The sequence below is a fragment of the Enterococcus thailandicus genome, from assembly GCF_001886265.1.
Classification (GTDB): domain Bacteria; phylum Bacillota; class Bacilli; order Lactobacillales; family Enterococcaceae; genus Enterococcus_B; species Enterococcus_B thailandicus.
This window is the reverse complement of sequence record NZ_JXLE01000011.1, coordinates 1-19450: the sequence shown is the minus strand read 5'-3', so window position 1 is coordinate 19450 and position 19450 is coordinate 1. Positions and strand designations below refer to the sequence as shown.

Here is a 19450-nt window from a genome sequence, read left to right as displayed (position 1 = left end):
TCCCCTCTACCTAGCATCATACATGACTCAAATTACATGTCAATATGCACATGTAATTTGAGTATATTTTTTATGATATAATAAAAAAAAACGGAGAAAGGAGTATTACTCAGTGAATACTTTATCTTATATTCTATTGTGTGTTCTTTTAACAAAGCCACGATCTGGCTATGAGTTAAAACAATTGATTAATATTTTCTGGGAGGCACACCATAGTCAAATTTACACAACTTTAGCGAAACTCGAGCAACAAGGTTACTTGTCTATCTTAGATAACGAGCAGCATTCACAAAAAAAAATTTATGAGCTAACGAATGAAGGACGTTTACTCGTTGAAGAATGGATTAAGGAAGAGACACCCTCACCAACACAAAAAGACGAATTTTTAGCAAAAATCTATGCCTTTTCTACATTAGATAAAAACACAGCAAATGGTTTGCTATTTACACGTGAACAACAATTGAATAAAATACTTCAAAAAAACCAAGCCAAATTAGATGGCCTTACCTCAACGAAAAAAGAAGACTTTGGACGCTATGTCGTCATCAAACGAAAAGTTCTTCTTTGCCAACAAGAAATTTTATGGTGCCAACAGGTAAGAGATCAAATGCAAGCTTTCTTTGAATAAAAATAGAGTGTGTCACCTGTTGAGATGACACACTCTATTTTTATTTTGTTTGGATGATGTTCAATACTTTTCGAGAAAAAGGTCCTACGAAAAGGAGTTGTAAAGGTAAAGCTACAATGACATTCATTTTCCAAGCGTTCAGATACGCCGGTAATAAATTATCCGAGATTCCTTGTTCCATTATTACACCAAAAAGTGACATACAAGTAACCATGCCAGTGACCATTAAACAAGAAATTGTTAAGATAATAGGTACTTTTTTTTCTGGATTCAGTGGCAGTTTAAATGCAATTTTTTTTGCTAAAACACCGATGACAAAAACATCTAATATGAAGGCAACAATAAATCCTGGAAGTAGCCCTATCATAAATTTTGTGAAGTAAAGCTCCTGATGTAACCATAAATTATAGATGCTCATTCCAAAAACCATTGAAAAGCACATCATCGTAGTAAAAATAATTCCTTCTTTTTTATTTGTAGGCACTCAAATCATTCCTTTCATTTTGTCACGAGGATTATCGTAGCACAGACAAAAAATTCTCGTAAGCATTTATTTTATTTATCATAAAATAAATAAATCTTGACTTGAGTACTTAAAAAATGGGAATTTATTTGAAAGTAGTTAGTTTGTCAGCAGCTAAGCGAACAGACTCATACCCTTCTTCTACTGCTTTTCCGATGGATAAAATGATTACTGGTACGTATCTTTCTTTCTCCAAATCAAAAGCTTCTGCTAGTTGGTCTGCTTCAAATCCACCAATTGGATTCGTTTCGTACCCGTGTTCACGTGCGACCAACATGAATTGCATTGCAGCAAGACTAGAATCAACTTTGACTATATCGTTCATTTCTGATTTAGAAAATGATTTGTAGTAAGGAATGATTGCTGCCAATTGATGATCACGAACTTCTTTTGGCATCTTGCCAGCTTCATATGCTTGATTGTAGATTTCTTCACCATATTCATAACATTCTAGATCACCAAAAATCATCACCATAGCTGAAGATGTATCATTTTGTTTTGTATTGAAACGAATCAGTGGACGCAATTTTTCTTTTGCTTCGTCACTTTCTGCAACAACAAAACGCCATGGTTGCATGTTCACTGAAGAAGGAGCTGTGGTTGCTTTCTGAATCATGGTTAACATTTCTTCATGGGGGATTTTATAAGTTTCATCGTACACTCGGACGGATTTTCTGCCATACATAATTGTTGAAAAATCTTTTGCTTTTTCCATTTTATTCCACTTCTTTCGTTTTGATTGCTGATAATTGCGTATTTAATTTATTAAGCAACACTAATAGCTGTGACATTTCTTCTGGTTCAAATGCCGGCGATAAAATGCTAGCCATATCCGTGTGCTCTCTTTCGCAGTTTGAAAGTTTCTCTTCTGCTTTAGCGGTGAGGGTAACAACTACCTCACGATTATTTAAAGGATTTCGTTGTCGTGTAACGTAACCCTTTGTTTCTAATAATTTCAGGTGCCTAGTTACCGCTCCTTGATCGATTTGTAAGAATGATTGTAGCGTATTTTGTGAACAAGGATTCTTTTCTCTTAAAAGCGTTAATAATTCATAACGCGTCAAACTCAATCCAATATTCTCTTCAAAAATTTGAATAATCTTTTGATCTGCTACTTTAATTTGATATAAAACATGACTAATTTCTTCTAAAGACATCTGCTCCTCCTCACACTAACCATTGACTTGTCAATCGTTGACTCGTCAATAATAAAGTGATTTGTTGAGAAACGCAAGAATTTTTGCTTGTTAAATAATTTTTTTATTAGCGATTCAAGATGTAACCACTAATATTTTTTAATAATGTATATGAACAAGTTAATAACTTAGTGATATTTTTGACAAGAGGGTATTAGCTTACTGCACAAAAAAACTAGCCAACAACGTAAGAAAGTTAGTTAGCTAGTTCGTTAATTAAATTAATTCAGCAATCAATAATTTGGCAACTGCTCGCACAGAAAACGGATTTTGTCCTGTTATCATTCGATCATCTTTGATTGCATATTCACGATAAAATCTTTTCTTCTTGAAATGGCCGCCACGTTTTTCGACCGCCACTTGGTTCAAAAATGGGACAACAGATTTTTTCCCTGCGATGATTTCTTCAGTCGTAGTAAATCCAGTAATATTTTTACCTTCAATCAAATAGTTACCACTCTTATCTTTAATATTCAATAGTCCTGCTACCCCATGACACACAGAAACCAGATACCCATTGTTATCATAAATAGTAGACGCAAGATTTTGAATTGACAAATCATCCGGAAAATCCCACATCACACCATGTCCTCCAGTATAATAAATCGCAGCATAGTCAGCCGGATTCACTTGGTCTGGACGCAAAGTGTCCGTCAATCCGCTATGAATAAAATCAGGATCTTCATAAATTTCAAGAATTGATTCATCTATGTATTTCATACTGCGTGGATCAAGCGGGACAAATCCACCTTTTGGGCTAACAAAATCGACTTCAATCCCAGCATTTTTCATTTCAGCCACAAATTCAACCGCTTCACCCAACCACAATCCAGTTGGCTCCGTTGTCCCCTGATAATGAGTAACATTTGTTTCAACAATCAAGACTTTTTTCACGTTAATCAACCTCTGCGATAATTTGACTCACGTCAACTAATAATTTTTGTAGTTTATTGATTTCAGCGGTTTCGTGTGTTAGATAATAGAAGTTTTTCGTTCCTTCACTACGATAATCAATAATTTTTGCCTCTTTTAAAATTTTTAAATGATGCGATACTGCTGGACGGGATAAATTCGTTATTTCAGTTAACTCATTCACTCTTACACCTTGGCAAGCACGATCTTCTAGCAATCTAATGATAATTGCCTGGCGTTTTTCATCACCCAAAGCGATTAAAAAATCACTCACTTCTGAGAATTCTTGTTTTAAATTCGTAAAATCAGGCATCTTGCATTCTCCGTTCATATTTTTAAACCATTAAACCATCAAAGTAGTCTTCTTGTCAAATTAGTTATCCTTTTTCCAGTGATGACGCATCTTTTTCACCCTCCCCTGAAATTATCGACCAGAAATCAGAAAATTTCTCTATATACTTAAGGTATCAAGTAAATAATTACAGGAGGAAACAAGATGAAATGGTATAAACTTTCAACTGAACAAGTGAAGCAAAAAACGCGTGCTGAAACAGCTGGACTGACACAACAGGAACGTCAAGCTCGTTTAGAAACTGATGGATTAAATAAAATTGAAAAGCAAGAACAATTGAAGCCATGGCAAAAGTTTGCGAAACATTTTACGGATTTATTGATGATTGTCTTGATGATTGCCGCATTACTCAAGTTTTTCACCGGAGATATCATTGGCGGGAGTATTATTTTGTTAGTAGTCGTTATCAATGGGTTGATTAGTTACTGGCAAGAAAGAAAAGCTGAAGACTCTTTAGATGGGCTCAGAAATATGATGGGACAAGAATCAGTCGTCCTTAGCGCTGGTATTCAAGAAACGATTGATGCGGAACAACTCGTCCGAGGAGATATTGTTATCCTAAAGTCAGGAGATGTTGTCCCGGCAGATCTACGTTTGATTGACACACACGATTTAACCATTGAAGAAGCTATTTTGACCGGGGAATCTTTAGCCGTTGAAAAGCAAAGTGCCACGATTGAAGAAACATCGCCAACAGGAGATCAAGTGAATATGGCATTTTCTGGCACATTAGTTCAAACAGGCTCTGCCCAAGGTATCGTTGTCGAAATTGGAAATCAAACTGAGATTGGGAAAATCAACAAGGCACTTCAGTCTGTACAAGTGCAGACAACCCCTCTTATTAAAAAAATGCACCAATTAAATAAATACATTTTTCAAGGCATTTTAGCCCTGATCGTATTCTTACTTTTCTTCTCTAGTTTAAGATACGGACTGGAATTGAATCTGATGTTCTCTGCTTCAGTTGCACTGATTGTTTCAATGATTCCAGAAGGATTACCCGCTGTCTTAACAATGATCCTTTCAATGGGCGTCAAAGAAATGGCAAAAGAAAATGCCATCATCAAAGGCATGCCAACAATTGAAACACTAGGTTCGATGACCGTCATTTGCTCCGATAAAACAGGAACATTGACCAAAAACGAAATGACCGTGATGGACGTCTTAACTGATGAACCACAAATGATGAAAGAGATCATGAACAACTGTCAAGAATTAAAGACTAAAGACGATCAACCAATCGAGCAATTAAAAGGGAACCCAACAGAATTAGCCTTACTAAACTACGTCAAAAATGATGAGTTAACTTTAAAACCAGTTCTAGGCAAGATTCCTTTTAGCTCAAGTTACAAATATATGGCCACTGCACATTCTATCGACAAGCAATTTCTTGTTTTTATCAAAGGCGCACCAGAAGTTTTGATGAAAAAATCACAATTAACTGAACAAGAAAAATTAAATTGGGAAAAACAATCTACACAATTAGCAGAAAAAGGCCAACGAGTTCTTGGTTTCGCCTACAAGACCTTCACAGAGCCTACAGAATTAACCCATGAGCTTTTAACCAATCTGAACTTCGTTGGTTTATCTGGTATCATTGATCCTCCAAAAGAGAGTGCGATCCAAGCCGTCAAAGAAGCTCAGCAAGCTGGAATTTCAGTCAAAATGATCACAGGAGATCACAAAGAAACAGCTAAAGCCATTGGCATTCAAATTGGATTGAAGCACACAGAAAATGTGTTAGAAGGTGTCGACATCGATTTGTTATCAGATGAAGAACTTGCTAAACAAGTCCAAAAAGTTGATGTTTTTGCTCGAACAACGCCTGAACATAAGTTACGAATCGTCACAACTTTACAAAAAAATGACGAAATTGTTGGGATGACTGGTGATGGTGTCAATGATGCGCCAGCACTAAAGAAAGCAGATGTTGGAATCGCTATGGGAATCAAAGGTAGTGAGGTCAGCAAACAAGCCGCAGACATGGTTTTAGCTGATGATGACTTCCATACGATTGCTAAAGCAGTCAAAGAAGGACGCAGACTCTTTGATAATTTGCAAAAAACAATCAATTTCTTCTTACCCACCGCATTAGCACAAGGGCTAATCGTGATTGTTGCTTTATTGTTGAACCGTCCACTTCCCCTAACTACTGTTCAAATTTTGTGGGTCAATATGGCTACGACCATTACACTTTCCTACGCTTTAGGATTTGAAAAAGCAAGTCCAAACGTGATGAAGCGCCCTCCTAGAGAAACAAATGCTGGCATCTTGTCACTGTATAATGTCTTTCGGATATTCTACGTATCCTTGTTAATCATGGTGCCTGCCTACCTCTTATCCATTCAGTTCGATGGCGCTGCATTACAACAAACTGTCTTGTTACAAAGCATCGTTTTAGGTCAAGCAGTCTACATGATTAATTGTCGCGAATTACTTGATCCTTCACTCAACCAAGGCATCTGGAAAAACAAAGCCCTGTTTATTTCACTAGGCATCTTGTTCATCCTTCAAGCAATCGTGATTTTCTTACCAGCTGCTCAACAATTGATTGGCACAACTAGCTTATCCCTTAACCAACAATTATTGATTTTTGGCAACGCATTGGCTCTGTTTTTCATCGTTGAGCTTGAGAAAAAAATCAGTAAAAATTTTTTAAGCAAAAAAAAAGCACCTAACCATGAGTCTGTCTCCTAAGAGAAGACCTGGCTAGATGTAAGAATGATTCGTGAGTTCAGTCAACCGACTGAGCTCATTTTTTGTAGGTATCAATGAAAGATAAAAAACCGGTAACGGAGAACTATCAATTGGGATATTTGAAACAATCAAATCACCGGCTTGATACGTGAGCTCATTTAATTGAGTCAATTCAATCGGTTCAATGCGAATCCGTTTGCCTAAATAATCAGACAACTCTTGTTGTAAAAATAATTTCCAAGCAGGTTCACTTTGAAAAATAAGATAAATAGTTATGGTGTGTGTTTTGATTGAGAAAATTGCTTGTTGGCACAACAAAAGAAAAATATTCACAAAATATGCTTGCTCTTTAATCGATGCGACTTTCAATAATTCTTGAAATAGTTCTTCCCCTATCATTTGGACGATGGGATATGCTTCATTTTGTTGAATCAACAGTTCTTGATACTCTAATTGAAACTGCTCTGAAAGACTGGGTGACTCAGCATATTTCAATAATAGGATCAATAAATTACACTTCAAGTGTGTCTCGTGTAATTTGGGAAGATTGAGTTTTTCAGCCAATTTTTGAACCGTTTCTTGTGCTTTCTCAAGTAAGTTAGGATAGTCAGTATTTAAAACAGTCTTCACTTCTTCACCAAATTCATTGTTATAATTCCAGCTTTCAAAAAAACAGAAGAAAGCAAAAAACAGTTCTGATTCTTCAAGATAAATGCCTTCTTTTTTATACAATTTTTTTAATGATGGGACATATAAACATAACAGTGGATCCTTCTGATTAAATGAAAATTGGTTGATCTGGCAACCCGCCTTGATTCTGATCGTATTGATAAAGAACCAGCAAATGCCAAATATCTGTTCTGTTTCAACTTTCAGTTTAGTTGAGATATCTTTCGCTAAAAAGTATTGATAATGATCTTCGTGAATAAAATAGTCTTCAAAAAAATAATTATTATGGGTAAATGGCAAAAGTAATCTATGATAAAAAATCCGAATTGAGCTTTCTTCTCCAACTAGCTGTGCTGTTCCGCCTTTTAAACGAATGCGAATATGATAATTTTTTAGTTTCTGATTGACCTTTGTGGTGTGGCGTTTGAGTGTTTCCATTGAGATTCCTGTGTTATACAAAAAATCGGATAAATTTAATTCCTTTGTAAAGAGTAGCTCCTTGACTAATTGAAGAGTAATCGAGTGTGGCAAGAAGACTTCCCAAATATCATTTGTTGCAACTGTAATTTCACTAATCAATTTGATGCCATTATTGTCTGTAGCTATTTCCCAACCAGAAGGTAAATAACTACGAACGGAATTCAAATCTGAAAAAACGGTTCGTTCCGTCGTTTCGATTTTTTCGGCTAACTCTTTGACTGTAACTTGTGAATTATTAAGAAGTTGTTCCAACAATAACACCTGTCGATATAAATCTTTTTCTGTTATAAATTGTTTCACTAATGAGTACATACGGAGCCCCCTTTCCAAAAAATAATCAGCTCGTAAAAATTGGTGTGACAAATTTTTTATGTGTAAACCAACTGAAAAAATAGTTATTTCATCTTTTTGATCTATATCCATACTTTAATTAAATGATTGAATTTTGATTCGATATTCCCTGATTTGTAGCAGTTTCATGGTTTCCGACATCGTTTTCATTACTTTACTAAGTATAATTTTAAATAAATAAAATGGAAAGACTTAACTTGGTAAGGGATAAACTAAATTTGAATTTTGGTAGTTAATTAGTACTTACTTTCCAGAATAACTTTCATTACAAGCAACATTCATAAAAAATAATCCTTCCAAAAACTTGGAAAGTGCCTTGAAAAAATAGAATGGAATGGTACTCGATTGCCTTAAAAGTCTCTGTCCCATACTATATTCGTAAGCGAATGAGTTCGCAACGACTCTAGCAGTTAAAGACGGGTTCTATTAAAATCCATGAGATGATATACTATTTATATTTAATACGTACGATAATTAAGCATGAAACGTTTTTAATGATAATAATGAATTTAGGGGTGATCATTTGGCTATATATATCTTAGAAGACAATATTGTTCAGGGTATCTATTTAAAGCAAATTCTTGAAAAAAAGATACTTGATCCTCATGAACAAATTCATCTTCATTCAGACATCGAAAGCATATATGAAAAAGTATATTTAAACAGTGAAATGAACCTGTATTTCATTGACATTGATCTACACAAAGAAATCGAAGGCGGTTTTAATGGTGCGAAAAAAATTAGAGAAATTGATAAAGATGGGCTAATCGTTTTTGTTTCAAGTCACTATGAACTTGCCTTGAAATCATACAAATATCTCGTAAATGCTTATACATTCATCAATAAAAATGATGATTTAGAGACATTTACAACTGAGATTGCTAACTGTGTTTCAGCATATAATAACTCAAAAGCATTAACTAATACCTCTGATTTCATCTCAATAGAAACCAAATCAAATATATTTAGACTCGATCCTTCTCTTATATGCTATTTTGAAAGTATCGGAATGCACAAAATTGCTATCTACGGTATATCTTTCTATAAGGAATTTTATGGTTCGTTAAGTGAGATATTACCGTTACATCAAAGTTTTAAAAGAGTACATCATTCTTATATTGTTAACATAAATAATATTACTGATATCGATCGTAAAAATAAACTTATTAAAACCAAAAGTAGGAACCAAATTCCTATTTCTAGAAAATATTATAAAGAGATCACACAGTTAATACTGTGATGTTAGGAGTGTTTAATGGTCAAATAGGACGATCATCTTAAAATGGGGAAAATTTGGGTTATTATATTTTTTATATGGAGGGATTAAGTTTTAATGGTAAACTACATCGCACAAAAAATTTTCCTTATTTCAGTAGATGATAACGACGAAAGATCAATTTACACTCGATATTATATTGAATGCTATTTAGTAGGGTTACAGAAGCTTTGCGAAATAATCATATTGGCTGCTTTATTTAAGACTTTCAAAGAAACCATTATTGTAGGCTTTTTAATGACAGTAACACGCAAATATTCAAAAGGTTGGCATTCAAAATCTAAACTGGGTTGCTCCGTTTTAAATGCACTTTTTTATGTAGTTATTCCCTATTTTATTGGAAAAATGAATTTCCAAATTTCTTATTTTGCTTTAGCAATAATAGGGATTGTAGTCTTAGTGCTAACTGCTATTTATGCCCCACAGTTTAACGCTGCAGAAATGAAAACGACAAAAGAAAAAAATTTGAATACAAAAGTTAAAGCGATCAGTGTAAATTTAGGCATTTTCATCATTTCCATCTTTTGTCCTAATGAAATTCAAAATCTTCTTGTTTACACATTAGTATTACAATCGTTAATGATTTATCCTCCATTAAAAAAATTTATTACAGGAGATGCTTACAAATGAAAAGTTTAAAATCTTACTTCAAAGAAAAAATTGAAAAGAAAGTGGATGCAGCTGTGTTAGCTGAAAAGGGAGCGATTGATGTTACTGCTATTACATCACCTAAATTTATGGGGCAATGGTTTTATGAAGTAGAAAAACCTAAAATAAAAAAATGATTATTTTCTACTTAATTGGGGCATTTTTATCCAGTTACTTTGTTACCTCTTTATACTTTTTTCTGTTAGGAAGTTCTCAAACTAAATTTAAACATAAGGCAATTTCAGCTATACTGATCTTTATTTTTCTTTTTGTAATTGGCTCCTCCTCTTTCCCTCAATTTCAGTATATTTTTGTTATTGCAATTTTAGTTCTGATTGGTTTTTATTTAAAAAAACAGGAAAAGAAAACTTTAGTCATATTTTTAAGTATATTTACTGTATTGATTTCGGCCTTTTTGAATTTTACCGAACAATCTATCAACACAATCATCTTTAGGAATTATTCAAAAGAAGAACTAATAGTCTCTGTTTTAAACATCATTTTTCTTACCTTTAATATATTTATAATCAGGGTAGCAAAGCCAGACAAAGTCGCTTCAATGCGAGATTATTTACGACCCAATAAGTATCTTATCCCAATGATACTTATAAATATATTCTTGCTCGTATTGTTTTCTGAATTGACAACAAGTTATGCTCCAATAGAATTTATCCAAGATTTATTTTTGAATGACAAGGGACTAATGTACTTGTTCTTTTCACTTGGATTATTTACACTTTTGGTACTTATCCAATTTGGAAAACATCACACGGAGAACGAGCAGAATATCTTACTTTTGAGAAATCTAAGTGACTACAATAACGAGATTGAGCGTTTAAATGATGATTTAGCAATGTTTCGGCATGATTATTTAAATATACTCCACACACTTAGAATAGCTATTGCTAATGAGGATCTGGCGCAAATTAAGGATACCTATGAGCATGTGCTGGCACCTACAGAAAAGTTCCTTTTAAATATAAGTAAACAAAATACAGCTCTTTCAAAAATTAAAAATATTGAAATAAAAAGCTTAGTTAGTTATAAATATGAGTATGCAAAAAGAAGGAACCTATCCGTTTTTCTCTCAATCAATCAGCCAATATTTTTTGATCAAACAGTTGACTTAGTCATGTTAGTACGTATTTTATCTATTCTATTAGATAATGCGATTGAAAATACGATCCCTACTGAAGATAAATCACTTTGGATATCTATCAACAAAGATATCAATAGCACTAATTTTATTATTGAAAACTCTTTTGAAGGAACCTTCCCTGAAATGAACAAAAAAAAAGAACGATATACCACAAAAAGCGATAAAAACAATCATGGACTAGGACTACTTTATGTAAATCAAATAACTAAAGAAAACGATAACTACGATTTAGAAACAACCATTGAAAACCAAATTTTCTCTCAAAAATTAACCATAAAAATATAAAAAAAGAGATTGTGAATGCACCGCCCCAAAAAGTTAGACTAAAACCTAACTTTTTTGAAGGATGCAGAATATTCACAGCCTCTTTTTTATATTCTATTTACTAAACCATTCATAGCATACATTACCATTGAGATAACCAATATGATTAAAAATCCTTTTCTATCTTTTGAAAGAATGTAATAAATAATACTATTTAAAAGTAAAACGATTGCTGGGGTAGTCAATAAAACTAGTGAGTTAGTAACGTCAATAAACATTGAAACAAATAAAAATATCACTCCAACAATGCTCATCGAAAGCGTCACTGAAGGAAAGATTTTAGTTAGATTCTCTTTTGAAGTGTTAAAAAGTTTAAGTCCCATAAAATAAATTCCAGTTTGAAAAAAAAGTAAAACAAAACCAAACAAAAAGATTGCAATTCCACAAATTATTAGCAATTTACTAGCAGGTATTCCCGTTTCGTGAACAGCTATATCAAATACAGGTTTGAATATCGGTTTCGTAATTAGCTCTATTAACATCAACATCAATACAATTGAGTAGAAAACTGACATAATCACTTTAAAAAATATATTGTCTTTCATTGATTTACTATTCCTTCTTTCGTTAGCTCAATTTTTTTGTATGAATTTATATTATCAAAGTTATGAGATACTATAATTACTGGACATTTTTTAGTTTTTAGTTGCTCAAGTATAACTTTCTTAGATTGTGGATCAATTCCAGATAATGTTTCATCAAGTACGATCAATCCCCACTCTTTGGCTGCATATAGTAGTGATAAACCAACCTTTAATTTCATTCCTAAAGAAGCTAAAGCATACTCAGTATCAAGCTGTTCTTTACTATATAAAGTTTCTGAAAGCAATTCAAGAATTTCATCTGTGCATCGCTCCCCATATAACCAGTAAAGCAATTTAATATTATCTCTGATTGACATATCAGACATTCCTATTCCTACCGCTTCTAAATATAAGGAAGATAATCCTGACTCGTTTTTTATTTCTCCTGAATCTGGGGATTCTATCCCTGTTAATAAATTCATTAACGTAGTTTTTCCTACTCCGTTTTTTCCGTATAGCACGTAAATTTCATCCTTTAAAGTATAATTCAGCTCATTGAGAATTTGATTATTTGTATATTTTTTTTTCAAGCTTTTTATTTCTATCATTAGAATACCCCTTCTACTATTGCAGCAATTAAAATAACTAATAATGAAGCTAAATATACTTTTCGAAGCTTCATAAAAGTTGGTACTAAAGTTTTCCAGCCTTTAAAAAATAATTGATAAAACATGGTTATAGACAAAAATTGAAAACAAAGAATATTTGGTATCTCCAAAAATCCATGAGGAAATAAATTTTTTAATGTTTGAATCACCCCAAAATTGATTGCAGATTGCGCAATAGGTACAGAAAGAAGGATATCGTCTTTAATAATTAATACCGGAGCAACTGGAAAAAATAAATACTGTAAGTAATTTAGTAGATTGTTGACAAAGATGGCCTCAACATATTCTAGCCCTTTTACAGGAGGGGTTGAGACTAACTCTTCAGTTTGTAAAATTCCACTATATTGGTAAAACAAGAATAGAATTAGAAAAATAAAAATTGAAACCACAAAAAATAGTATTACCCGTTTCTTTATATTAATGTTTACATCTAAAGTATCTATAAGAATTCCTCCCCATCCTAAAAAATAAAGAAAGTGAAGATAATCGTAATCGGCAAAAATTCACGCAAAACTGAATTTATATGAGATCTTGTCATCAATTCTCTTTCCAAAAAGAACAAATAATACATGGACATTAACGGTATGTAGATAGTCTCAACGATACTCGGAATAATAAACTCAATAAAATTTCGAGAGTAAAAATAATTTGCAATCAAAATAATAAAAATAGTGAACATTGACAGTTTAAAATATAGAGTTGAAACAAATCTTTTAAAAAATGAAATTTTTGCAGATTTTAGAGCTTTAATTTTTGCTAATGGTACTTCGAAATCTTCTAGCTGATTATCAATTACAATTTCGTATTGGACAAGTAACATTAAAATAAAAGTAATTGCAGGGGAAAACGAAGCACCTAATTTATGAGCGATTAATGGCGCAATCACCCCTGGCACCAGCATGAATATCTTTTGCTTCTTATCACTGAATATTACGTTGTATAACATCGTTTTTAAGACAGAACGACTAGTACTATTTTTAGATTTAGTTACTTTTTGAAAATAAAAATCGTTAGGATTCCTAAAAAACAAATAACCAATTATTGACAATAAAAGATAAAGCACATATTTAATAATAAGATTCATCTGCAAAATAGTTGTAGCTAAAAAAAAGACTAATTGAAGTGTTGTGACTGCCTTTCCTCTTCTTGACATAACTATTTCTGCAATCAACACTTGAATTGATAAAATGAATAGAAAAAATAGATCAATCGAATGAATAAAATTACCTTGAATAAAACTAGCACATACAGAAGAAGCAAAAAACAGAACGCCTACTAAAATAAAAGGATTATAATAAAGGATTAACCATAAAAGAAATCTCTTTTTTCCATGATTATTCGCTAATACTACCCTGAATTTTTTCATGTTGAAGACATCACTAGTCAAAGGCAAATTATAATTTAGTAGCAAGACGAAAACACTGAATGAAAATATGACATTAGAAAAAACGGAATCAAAAAATCCCAATAGTAGTGCTGAAATAAGGTAAACACTCGAAGCGACAAAAAATAATGATTTTGTTGACCATGGCCAATTTATTCGTTTCCGATATTGCGCTAAAAGAAGTTTTTTTGGGAAAATTAAAGGCGACTTGATAGTCGCCTTTAATACGTTTTTACCAAGCTGCTGCATATTTAGCTCCATATTTTTTAATCAATGATTTCGCTGTAGCAACAATCCCAGCTGTAATCAAGCCGCCTCCAACAACAGCAGTGACAAGAGCAATGATTGTAGCGACTGCGCTACCAGTATTAATTATGTCAATAACTTTTTTTGCTGCATAAGAAGAGATCCCAAGGTTAGCAGTTAGCATTGGTGCACCCACAAATAATCCTACGATACCTACAATTGGTAAAACTAATAATAAATTCTTTTTCATAATACTTCCTCCATGTTTTATTGTTTAAAAACTGTTACTACCACCACTGAATAAATCACCTAGCTATCCATAAATAGGTGAGAAAGCAGGTTCATCATCTCCTTGAAGCTATTTTCTTATATTGATCAATTAATAAGATATTTTTAGTTTATTCGTTGAAAAGTTCCATGTTTTAGAAATTACCTAAATAACAGTTTAAAGTGCCTAATTGGTAAAGTATCCTAATTTCTAGCAATCTACAGCCGTACTAAAAAACACGATAGCCTATTAGCACGTACTAGGTGCTTTTAGACTCAATCTCATCCTTTCTCATTGGATGATCTCATGCTTAATTGTGTACTTATCCATAAACTATTATTTGTTTTCTTTAAAAAAAGACTTTTTTATGAAAAACAGATCACGCTTGGCTCAACAAGACTTTACAAAATTCTAAAGATGGAAAATTTCTCAAGTTAGTTCAAAAATGTACAAAAACCGTGTAGTGAGAATTGCACAGTTCAGTCTACGAAGATGAAAGTTTTTGGAAAGAGGCTCACTGTTCTACAATTTTCGTGAAATAACGTATCTCATTTGTTAGATCCTCAATTTTTGTTGGACGAGCAGAACTAGTTTTTCACTGATTAGACGAAAAAGGTGATAATTAGAAGCAAGTTGCCTCTAACCTATAGATTCGAAGTCGTAATAAATAAAAAAAAGACACCTTCCGAAAATTGGAAAGTGTCTGAAATGTTGATATATAAGATATATTAACGTTTTGAGATGTGACTCGTACTTATTACAAGTACTTCTATCAATAGAAATCCAATTATATCAACATTACAAACATCTAAAAAACAGTTTGATATGGATAAAATAGGATTAATATTGATATTACTTGAACCAATTTGAACCAAAGATGAATGGTAGTTGAATACAATTTTCTTACTAGTTTATCAATCTTTTTTAGAGTTATTCCTCCCCTCTTATTTATTTGAGACCGTATTGATGGCTGGATAGCTGTCTAATAGGGGTTTCAAGGCCAGAATTAGCTAAGCTACTAGATTCTCGAATAATTGTATAAGCCGGTCACACCTACTTAAATGTGATTGAGAAGGTCAAATATAGGGTCAAAAAATACTCGTCAGTATGTCAGATAGATAAATCCAATTTTACGCCAAAAGCAGATCCTTTTCTCTTAAAATAGTAAGAGCCATCGAAGATTTATGTTTCACTTCGCACGGCTTTTACTTTAATTTTCCAATTTATCAAAAGGACATTTTACGTCTTTTTATCTTTTACCGAGATAGATGACAGTTGCTACTTAATCTAGCAAATTCGCTACACGACTTTTTATATCATCTCTAATTTCTCTGAATTTATTAATGATTTCTTCTTCTGTTCCAGTTGCTTTGGCTGGATCTTCCAAATCCCAATGAACATGCTTAATCCCTTTTGGAATTACTGGACATTTATCTTTGGCATCGCCACATAGCGTAATAATTAGGTCTGCTTGATTAAAATAATCCATATCGATCAAATCAGATGTTTGCGTAGAGATATCTATCCCTTCCTCAGCCATTACTTGAACGGCTCTAGGATTTAACCCATGTTGTTCAATGCCGGCGCTTTTAATTTCAAATTCATCTGTTGGCAAAATCGCTTTCCCATAGCCTTCTGCAATTTGACTACGACAAGAATTGCCTGTACATAAAAAGTAAATTTTTCTCATTATTATTTCCTCCGATATCAGACAATTCTGATGGATTTTGAATGAACCAATTTTTTTGTGCGATTAGATATTTTAACTAACAGTAACATGACTGGCACTTCAACTAAGATGCCAACTGCCGGCGCTTATGTAAAAATATAGATAATCATCTATGTTTTGTCAAATGCTTCTGTCTTTCAGTTCAAATTAATTAGTTTATTATTTGCATTCGATTCAATCTAATTTGAAAATCACTACTTATATAGATGCATCCATACAATCTATATAACTCCTCGCATATTCAAATTAAAATTTGATTATTCTATTAATCTATGATACACTACATTCAAATATCCATTAGAATAAAGGAGGAGCTGTATGAAAAACGAAATTTGTGAAATCTCATGTGTTCATGAAGATAAAGTTTTACTAGGAAAAGAAAAGTTACAAACTGAGGATATTTCGAGCTTAAAAAGTGTCTTCAAAATTTTAGCTGATGAGAATCGCTTAAAAATTATCTACGCCCTAAGTTATGAGGATGAATTATGTGTATGTGATATCGCAGCAACTATCGAGGCAACCGTGGCAACAACCTCACACCATTTATTATCATTGAAAAAAAATGGAATTGTTGTGAGTCGGAAAGTAGGGAAATTGGTTTATTACTCTATCAAGAATGATAAATTTGTCCAACTACTAAATTCCAAACTGTATTTAGAAGATGAGGTGCTAGTATGAGTGAAAAAAAACAAGTCTATCGGGTTGAAGGATTGAGCTGTACGAATTGTGCGGCAAAATTCGAAAAAAATGTTTCTCAAATACCAAAAGTTACCGATGCAAAAGTAAATTTCGGTGCCGGAAAAATCTCTATCGAAGGCGAAGCGACTATTGCGGAAATTGAAGCTGCAGGAGCTTTTGAGAATCTTAAAGTTCAGTCCGAACATGATACAGAACCTCGCATTGAAACAAAAGAGCCTTTTGTGAAAAGAAACTGGAACCTATTGGTTTCACTGTTTTTAATTATTTTGGCATTAGGATCTCAAGTAGTTAACGGTGAAGATGCGCTATTAACAGAAGGATTATTTATACTAGCGATTATTATCGGCGGATTTAGTTTGTTTAAAGAAGGATTTTCAGACCTATTAAAATTGAATTTCTCAATGGAATCTCTTATGACAATTGCAATCATTGGTGCTGCAATTATTGGCGAGTGGACTGAGGGCTCAATCGTTGTTATCTTATTTGCAATTAGCGAAGCTTTAGAACGGTTTTCAATGGATAAAGCAAGACAATCAATACGTTCCCTAATGGATATTGCTCCGAAAGAAGCATTAATTAGAAGAAATAATGTTGAACAAATGATTAATGTTTCAAAAATCGAAGTAGGCGATATTATGATCATTAAGCCTGGACAAAAAATTGCTATGGATGGTCAAGTCATTAAAGGCCATTCCTCAGTAAATCAGGCTGCGATTACCGGTGAATCTGTCCCTATTGAAAAAAATATTAATGATGATATCTTTGCAGGAACGATTAATGAAGAAGGTGCACTTGAAGTCAAAGTTACAAAGCATGTGAACGACACGACAATTGCCAAAATTATTCACCTAGTTGAAGAAGCACAAGGTGAACGAGCACCTGCTCAAGCATTTGTCGATAAATTTGCGAAATATTATACACCCACCATTATGGTGATTGCCGCATTAATCGTCATCGTTCCCCCATTATTTTTTAACGGAGATTGGAATACTTGGTTGTATCAAGGGCTCTCTTTATTAGTTGTTGGCTGTCCTTGTTCTTTAGTAATCTCAACACCTGTGTCTATCGTTTCAGCAATTGGAAACTCTGCTAAAAATGGTGTTTTGGTAAAAGGCGGTATTTATCTTGAAGAAATTGGTGGCCTCAAGGCGATTGCCTTTGACAAAACAGGAACATTGACTAAAGGAACACCAACGGTAACAGATTTCACTACAGTTGATTCAAAAGACGAAGAGAAATATTTCTCAATTATTACAGCATTAGAATCATATTCTCAACACCCTCTCGCGTCAGCAATCTTAAAAGAAGCTGATAATAGAGCGATTTCTTATAAATCAGTAGTTGTTGACGAGTTTACTTCAATTACTGGAAAAGGAATACAAGGAAACATTGAGGGGATTACCTATCTTGTAGGGAGTCCAAAGCTTTTTGAATCTATCTTAACAGATAACTCAAAGATTATTGAAAATTACCAAAGACTTCAGCAACAAGGAAAAACAGCAATGCTCTTAGGAACAGATAAACAAATTTTAGCAGTCATTGCAGTAGCTGATGAGTTAAGAGAATCAAGTAAAGCAGTCATTGAAAAATTACATGATTTAGGAATCGAGCATACGATAATGCTGACTGGTGATAATGCTACAACTGCTCAGTCAATCGGAAAACAAACAGGTGTAACTGAAATAAAAGGCGATTTGATGCCTCAAGATAAATTAGATTATATTAAATCACTTAAGGAAACCTATGGAAAAGTCGCCATGGTTGGTGATGGTATTAATGACGCACCAGCATTAGCTGCCTCAACAGTCGGTATCGCAATGGGTGGCGCTGGAACAGATACAGCTTTAGAAACAGCTGATGTAGCTTTAATGGGTGATGACTTACAGAAACTTCCCTTTATAGTTAAATTAAGTCGACAAACATTGAGAATCATTAAGCAAAATATTACCTTCTCATTGGGAATCAAACTATTAGCATTATTACTTGTAGTTCCAGGCTGGTTAACGTTATGGATTGCTATCTTAGCTGATATGGGAGCAACTATATTAGTTACCTTGAACGGCTTACGACTGATGAAAGTTAAATCTAAATAGACAAGTAGTAGCATAAAAAGAGGAAAGACTAGCGACGGCAGCGCCGTATAAGCTAGTCTTTCCTCTTTTTAATGCTGTTGCAGGACGGCGTAGCCGGACTGCATGGGCAAGCCCCTCTTTCTAACAGGGGGCTAACAAAGAACAGGAAACTGTGACAACTACCCATTTGGGAGTGTCCTAGCAGTGTTTTCTTTGTCACATGCTTATCAATCTTGTCACCTTATTTTGATTGCGGATACGCTGCATTTAACAGGCGTTCTTTCTCGATTTCCATTGCGAATGGAAGATAGAGGTATTGTTGTTCTAATAGGTATAGATTATCTTCTGTGTATTGATAGGAGGCTGTTTCTTTTGAATAGACTAATGGGGCGATTCGAACATCGCCGGTCAATTGATTGATCGAGTATAGAAGAATGACTTTTTCACCTAGTTCCTTGGGCAAATGTTTCCCAAAATAGGAATAGGATTCTTGATTTGCTAAATAGACGAGTAAGCGATCCACACTAAAGTTGGAAAAGGTAAAGGGCAGAATGTGCAGAATGTGATTTTGATTATCATGTTGTAAATAGAGTTGAGCTTCTTTACCAAATTTAGTTGAACCAAGGTAAAGCTGCTTTTTCTCAT

At 33.5% G+C, this 19450-nt stretch carries 20 protein-coding genes and 1 pseudogene; 8 read left to right on the top strand and 13 right to left on the bottom strand.

Annotation, left to right across the window (positions count from 1 at the left end):
• Window positions 1-112 precede the first annotated feature (112 nt).
• Window positions 113-628, top strand: coding sequence for a PadR family transcriptional regulator (locus RV17_RS08670; RefSeq protein ID WP_071869008.1), 516 nt, complete (start codon window positions 113-115; stop codon window positions 626-628).
• Window positions 629-668: 40 nt separating this feature from the next.
• On the opposite strand, the gene RV17_RS08665 is transcribed toward RV17_RS08670, so the two are convergent.
• From RV17_RS08665 to RV17_RS08645, 5 genes are all read right to left on the bottom strand, one after another.
• The gene (locus RV17_RS08665; protein ID WP_071869007.1) at window positions 669-1112 is read right to left on the bottom strand and encodes a DUF2798 domain-containing protein; all 444 of its coding nucleotides are present in this window, start codon (window positions 1110-1112) and stop codon (window positions 669-671) included.
• A 124-nt stretch (window positions 1113-1236) separates the two neighbouring features.
• Complete coding sequence (locus RV17_RS08660; RefSeq protein ID WP_067484565.1) at window positions 1237-1866, bottom strand: nitroreductase family protein; 630 nt, start codon at window positions 1864-1866, stop codon at window positions 1237-1239.
• 1 nt (window position 1867) lies between these two features.
• Window positions 1868-2308, bottom strand: a complete 441-nt coding sequence (locus RV17_RS08655; protein ID WP_067484562.1) for a MarR family winged helix-turn-helix transcriptional regulator — start codon at window positions 2306-2308, stop codon at window positions 1868-1870.
• A 255-nt stretch (window positions 2309-2563) separates the two neighbouring features.
• On the bottom strand, window positions 2564-3241 hold the full coding sequence (locus tag RV17_RS08650; RefSeq protein WP_071869006.1) for a type 1 glutamine amidotransferase domain-containing protein: 678 nt from the start codon (window positions 3239-3241) through the stop codon (window positions 2564-2566).
• Window position 3242: 1 nt separating this feature from the next.
• The gene (locus RV17_RS08645; RefSeq protein WP_071869005.1) at window positions 3243-3572 is read right to left on the bottom strand and encodes an ArsR/SmtB family transcription factor; all 330 of its coding nucleotides are present in this window, start codon (window positions 3570-3572) and stop codon (window positions 3243-3245) included.
• A gap of 183 nt (window positions 3573-3755) precedes the next feature.
• On the opposite strand from RV17_RS08645, the gene RV17_RS08640 reads away from it, so the two are divergent.
• The gene (locus tag RV17_RS08640; protein ID WP_071869004.1) at window positions 3756-6308 is read left to right on the top strand and encodes an HAD-IC family P-type ATPase; all 2553 of its coding nucleotides are present in this window, start codon (window positions 3756-3758) and stop codon (window positions 6306-6308) included.
• 12 nt (window positions 6309-6320) lie between these two features.
• On the opposite strand, the gene mafR is transcribed toward RV17_RS08640, so the two are convergent.
• The gene (mafR, locus tag RV17_RS08635; RefSeq protein ID WP_067484550.1) at window positions 6321-7769 is read right to left on the bottom strand and encodes a global transcriptional activator MafR; all 1449 of its coding nucleotides are present in this window, start codon (window positions 7767-7769) and stop codon (window positions 6321-6323) included.
• A gap of 562 nt (window positions 7770-8331) precedes the next feature.
• On the opposite strand from mafR, the gene RV17_RS08630 reads away from it, so the two are divergent.
• From RV17_RS08630 to RV17_RS08620, 4 genes are all read left to right on the top strand, one after another.
• On the top strand, window positions 8332-9048 hold the full coding sequence (locus RV17_RS08630; RefSeq protein ID WP_067484549.1) for a LytR/AlgR family response regulator transcription factor: 717 nt from the start codon (window positions 8332-8334) through the stop codon (window positions 9046-9048).
• Between the two features lie 93 nt (window positions 9049-9141).
• Entirely contained in the window at window positions 9142-9714 is a 573-nt protein-coding gene (locus tag RV17_RS08625; RefSeq protein WP_067484547.1) for an accessory gene regulator B family protein, read from the top strand.
• Window positions 9711-9869: a hypothetical protein gene (locus RV17_RS13465; RefSeq protein ID WP_157495874.1), complete on the top strand. Its 159-nt coding sequence runs from the start codon at window positions 9711-9713 to the stop codon at window positions 9867-9869. The genes RV17_RS08625 and RV17_RS13465 overlap by 4 nt, the downstream gene beginning before the upstream one ends.
• Window positions 9866-11176 (top strand): GHKL domain-containing protein, encoded by a 1311-nt coding sequence (locus tag RV17_RS08620; RefSeq protein WP_231885453.1) that lies wholly within the window; start codon window positions 9866-9868, stop codon window positions 11174-11176. The genes RV17_RS13465 and RV17_RS08620 overlap by 4 nt, the downstream gene beginning before the upstream one ends.
• Window positions 11177-11262: 86 nt before the next feature.
• Here the strand turns inward: RV17_RS08620 and RV17_RS08615 are convergent, their stop codons facing one another.
• From RV17_RS08615 to arsC, 6 genes are all read right to left on the bottom strand, one after another.
• On the bottom strand, window positions 11263-11760 hold the full coding sequence (locus RV17_RS08615; RefSeq protein ID WP_071869003.1) for a hypothetical protein: 498 nt from the start codon (window positions 11758-11760) through the stop codon (window positions 11263-11265).
• Complete coding sequence (locus RV17_RS08610) at window positions 11757-12347, bottom strand: ATP-binding cassette domain-containing protein (RefSeq protein ID WP_071869002.1); 591 nt, start codon at window positions 12345-12347, stop codon at window positions 11757-11759. Before RV17_RS08610 ends, RV17_RS08615 begins: the two co-directional genes overlap by 4 nt.
• On the bottom strand, window positions 12347-12796 hold the full coding sequence (locus RV17_RS08605; RefSeq protein ID WP_071869001.1) for a hypothetical protein: 450 nt from the start codon (window positions 12794-12796) through the stop codon (window positions 12347-12349). The genes RV17_RS08610 and RV17_RS08605 overlap by 1 nt, the downstream gene beginning before the upstream one ends.
• A gap of 71 nt (window positions 12797-12867) precedes the next feature.
• Window positions 12868-14040 carry a hypothetical protein gene (locus tag RV17_RS13600; RefSeq protein WP_176694881.1) on the bottom strand — a complete coding sequence of 391 codons (1173 nt, stop codon included), beginning with the start codon at window positions 14038-14040 and terminating at the stop codon, window positions 12868-12870.
• Window positions 14024-14287 (bottom strand): uberolysin/carnocyclin family circular bacteriocin, encoded by a 264-nt coding sequence (locus RV17_RS08595; RefSeq protein ID WP_067484535.1) that lies wholly within the window; start codon window positions 14285-14287, stop codon window positions 14024-14026. Before RV17_RS08595 ends, RV17_RS13600 begins: the two co-directional genes overlap by 17 nt.
• A gap of 1300 nt (window positions 14288-15587) precedes the next feature.
• Window positions 15588-15995, bottom strand: coding sequence for an arsenate reductase (thioredoxin) (gene arsC, locus RV17_RS08590; RefSeq protein ID WP_002372037.1), 408 nt, complete (start codon window positions 15993-15995; stop codon window positions 15588-15590).
• A 357-nt stretch (window positions 15996-16352) separates the two neighbouring features.
• On the opposite strand from arsC, the gene cadC reads away from it, so the two are divergent.
• Together cadC and cadA are read left to right on the top strand one after the other, a co-directional pair.
• The gene (cadC, locus tag RV17_RS08585; RefSeq protein WP_002372035.1) at window positions 16353-16712 is read left to right on the top strand and encodes a Cd(II)-sensing metalloregulatory transcriptional repressor CadC; all 360 of its coding nucleotides are present in this window, start codon (window positions 16353-16355) and stop codon (window positions 16710-16712) included.
• Window positions 16709-18826, top strand: a complete 2118-nt coding sequence (gene cadA / locus RV17_RS08580) for a cadmium-translocating P-type ATPase CadA (RefSeq protein ID WP_002372033.1) — start codon at window positions 16709-16711, stop codon at window positions 18824-18826. Before cadC ends, cadA begins: the two co-directional genes overlap by 4 nt.
• A gap of 220 nt (window positions 18827-19046) precedes the next feature.
• Here the strand turns inward: cadA and RV17_RS08575 are convergent.
• Window positions 19047-19450, bottom strand: a pseudogene (locus RV17_RS08575) (helix-turn-helix domain-containing protein); the annotation flags it as partial.

What these genes read in the sequence shown, in the direction of transcription:
- arsC (WP_002372037.1), bottom strand. Translation starts at nt 15,995, where the DNA reads ATGAGAAAAATTTACTTTTTATGTACAGGCAATTCTTGTCGTAGTCAA.
- RV17_RS08625 (WP_067484547.1), top strand. Translation starts at nt 9,142, where the DNA reads ATGGTAAACTACATCGCACAAAAAATTTTCCTTATTTCAGTAGATGAT.
- RV17_RS13600 (WP_176694881.1), bottom strand. Translation starts at nt 14,040, where the DNA reads ATGCAGCAGCTTGGTAAAAACGTATTAAAGGCGACTATCAAGTCGCCT.
- RV17_RS08610 (WP_071869002.1), bottom strand. Translation starts at nt 12,347, where the DNA reads ATGATAGAAATAAAAAGCTTGAAAAAAAAATATACAAATAATCAAATT.
- RV17_RS13465 (WP_157495874.1), top strand. Translation starts at nt 9,711, where the DNA reads ATGAAAAGTTTAAAATCTTACTTCAAAGAAAAAATTGAAAAGAAAGTG.
- cadC (WP_002372035.1), top strand. Translation starts at nt 16,353, where the DNA reads ATGAAAAACGAAATTTGTGAAATCTCATGTGTTCATGAAGATAAAGTT.
- mafR (WP_067484550.1), bottom strand. Translation starts at nt 7,769, where the DNA reads ATGTACTCATTAGTGAAACAATTTATAACAGAAAAAGATTTATATCGA.
- RV17_RS08640 (WP_071869004.1), top strand. Translation starts at nt 3,756, where the DNA reads ATGAAATGGTATAAACTTTCAACTGAACAAGTGAAGCAAAAAACGCGT.
- RV17_RS08615 (WP_071869003.1), bottom strand. Translation starts at nt 11,760, where the DNA reads ATGAAAGACAATATATTTTTTAAAGTGATTATGTCAGTTTTCTACTCA.
- RV17_RS08645 (WP_071869005.1), bottom strand. Translation starts at nt 3,572, where the DNA reads ATGCCTGATTTTACGAATTTAAAACAAGAATTCTCAGAAGTGAGTGAT.
- RV17_RS08655 (WP_067484562.1), bottom strand. Translation starts at nt 2,308, where the DNA reads ATGTCTTTAGAAGAAATTAGTCATGTTTTATATCAAATTAAAGTAGCA.
- RV17_RS08620 (WP_231885453.1), top strand. Translation starts at nt 9,866, where the DNA reads ATGATTATTTTCTACTTAATTGGGGCATTTTTATCCAGTTACTTTGTT.
- RV17_RS08595 (WP_067484535.1), bottom strand. Translation starts at nt 14,287, where the DNA reads ATGAAAAAGAATTTATTATTAGTTTTACCAATTGTAGGTATCGTAGGA.
- RV17_RS08660 (WP_067484565.1), bottom strand. Translation starts at nt 1,866, where the DNA reads ATGGAAAAAGCAAAAGATTTTTCAACAATTATGTATGGCAGAAAATCC.
- cadA (WP_002372033.1), top strand. Translation starts at nt 16,709, where the DNA reads ATGAGTGAAAAAAAACAAGTCTATCGGGTTGAAGGATTGAGCTGTACG.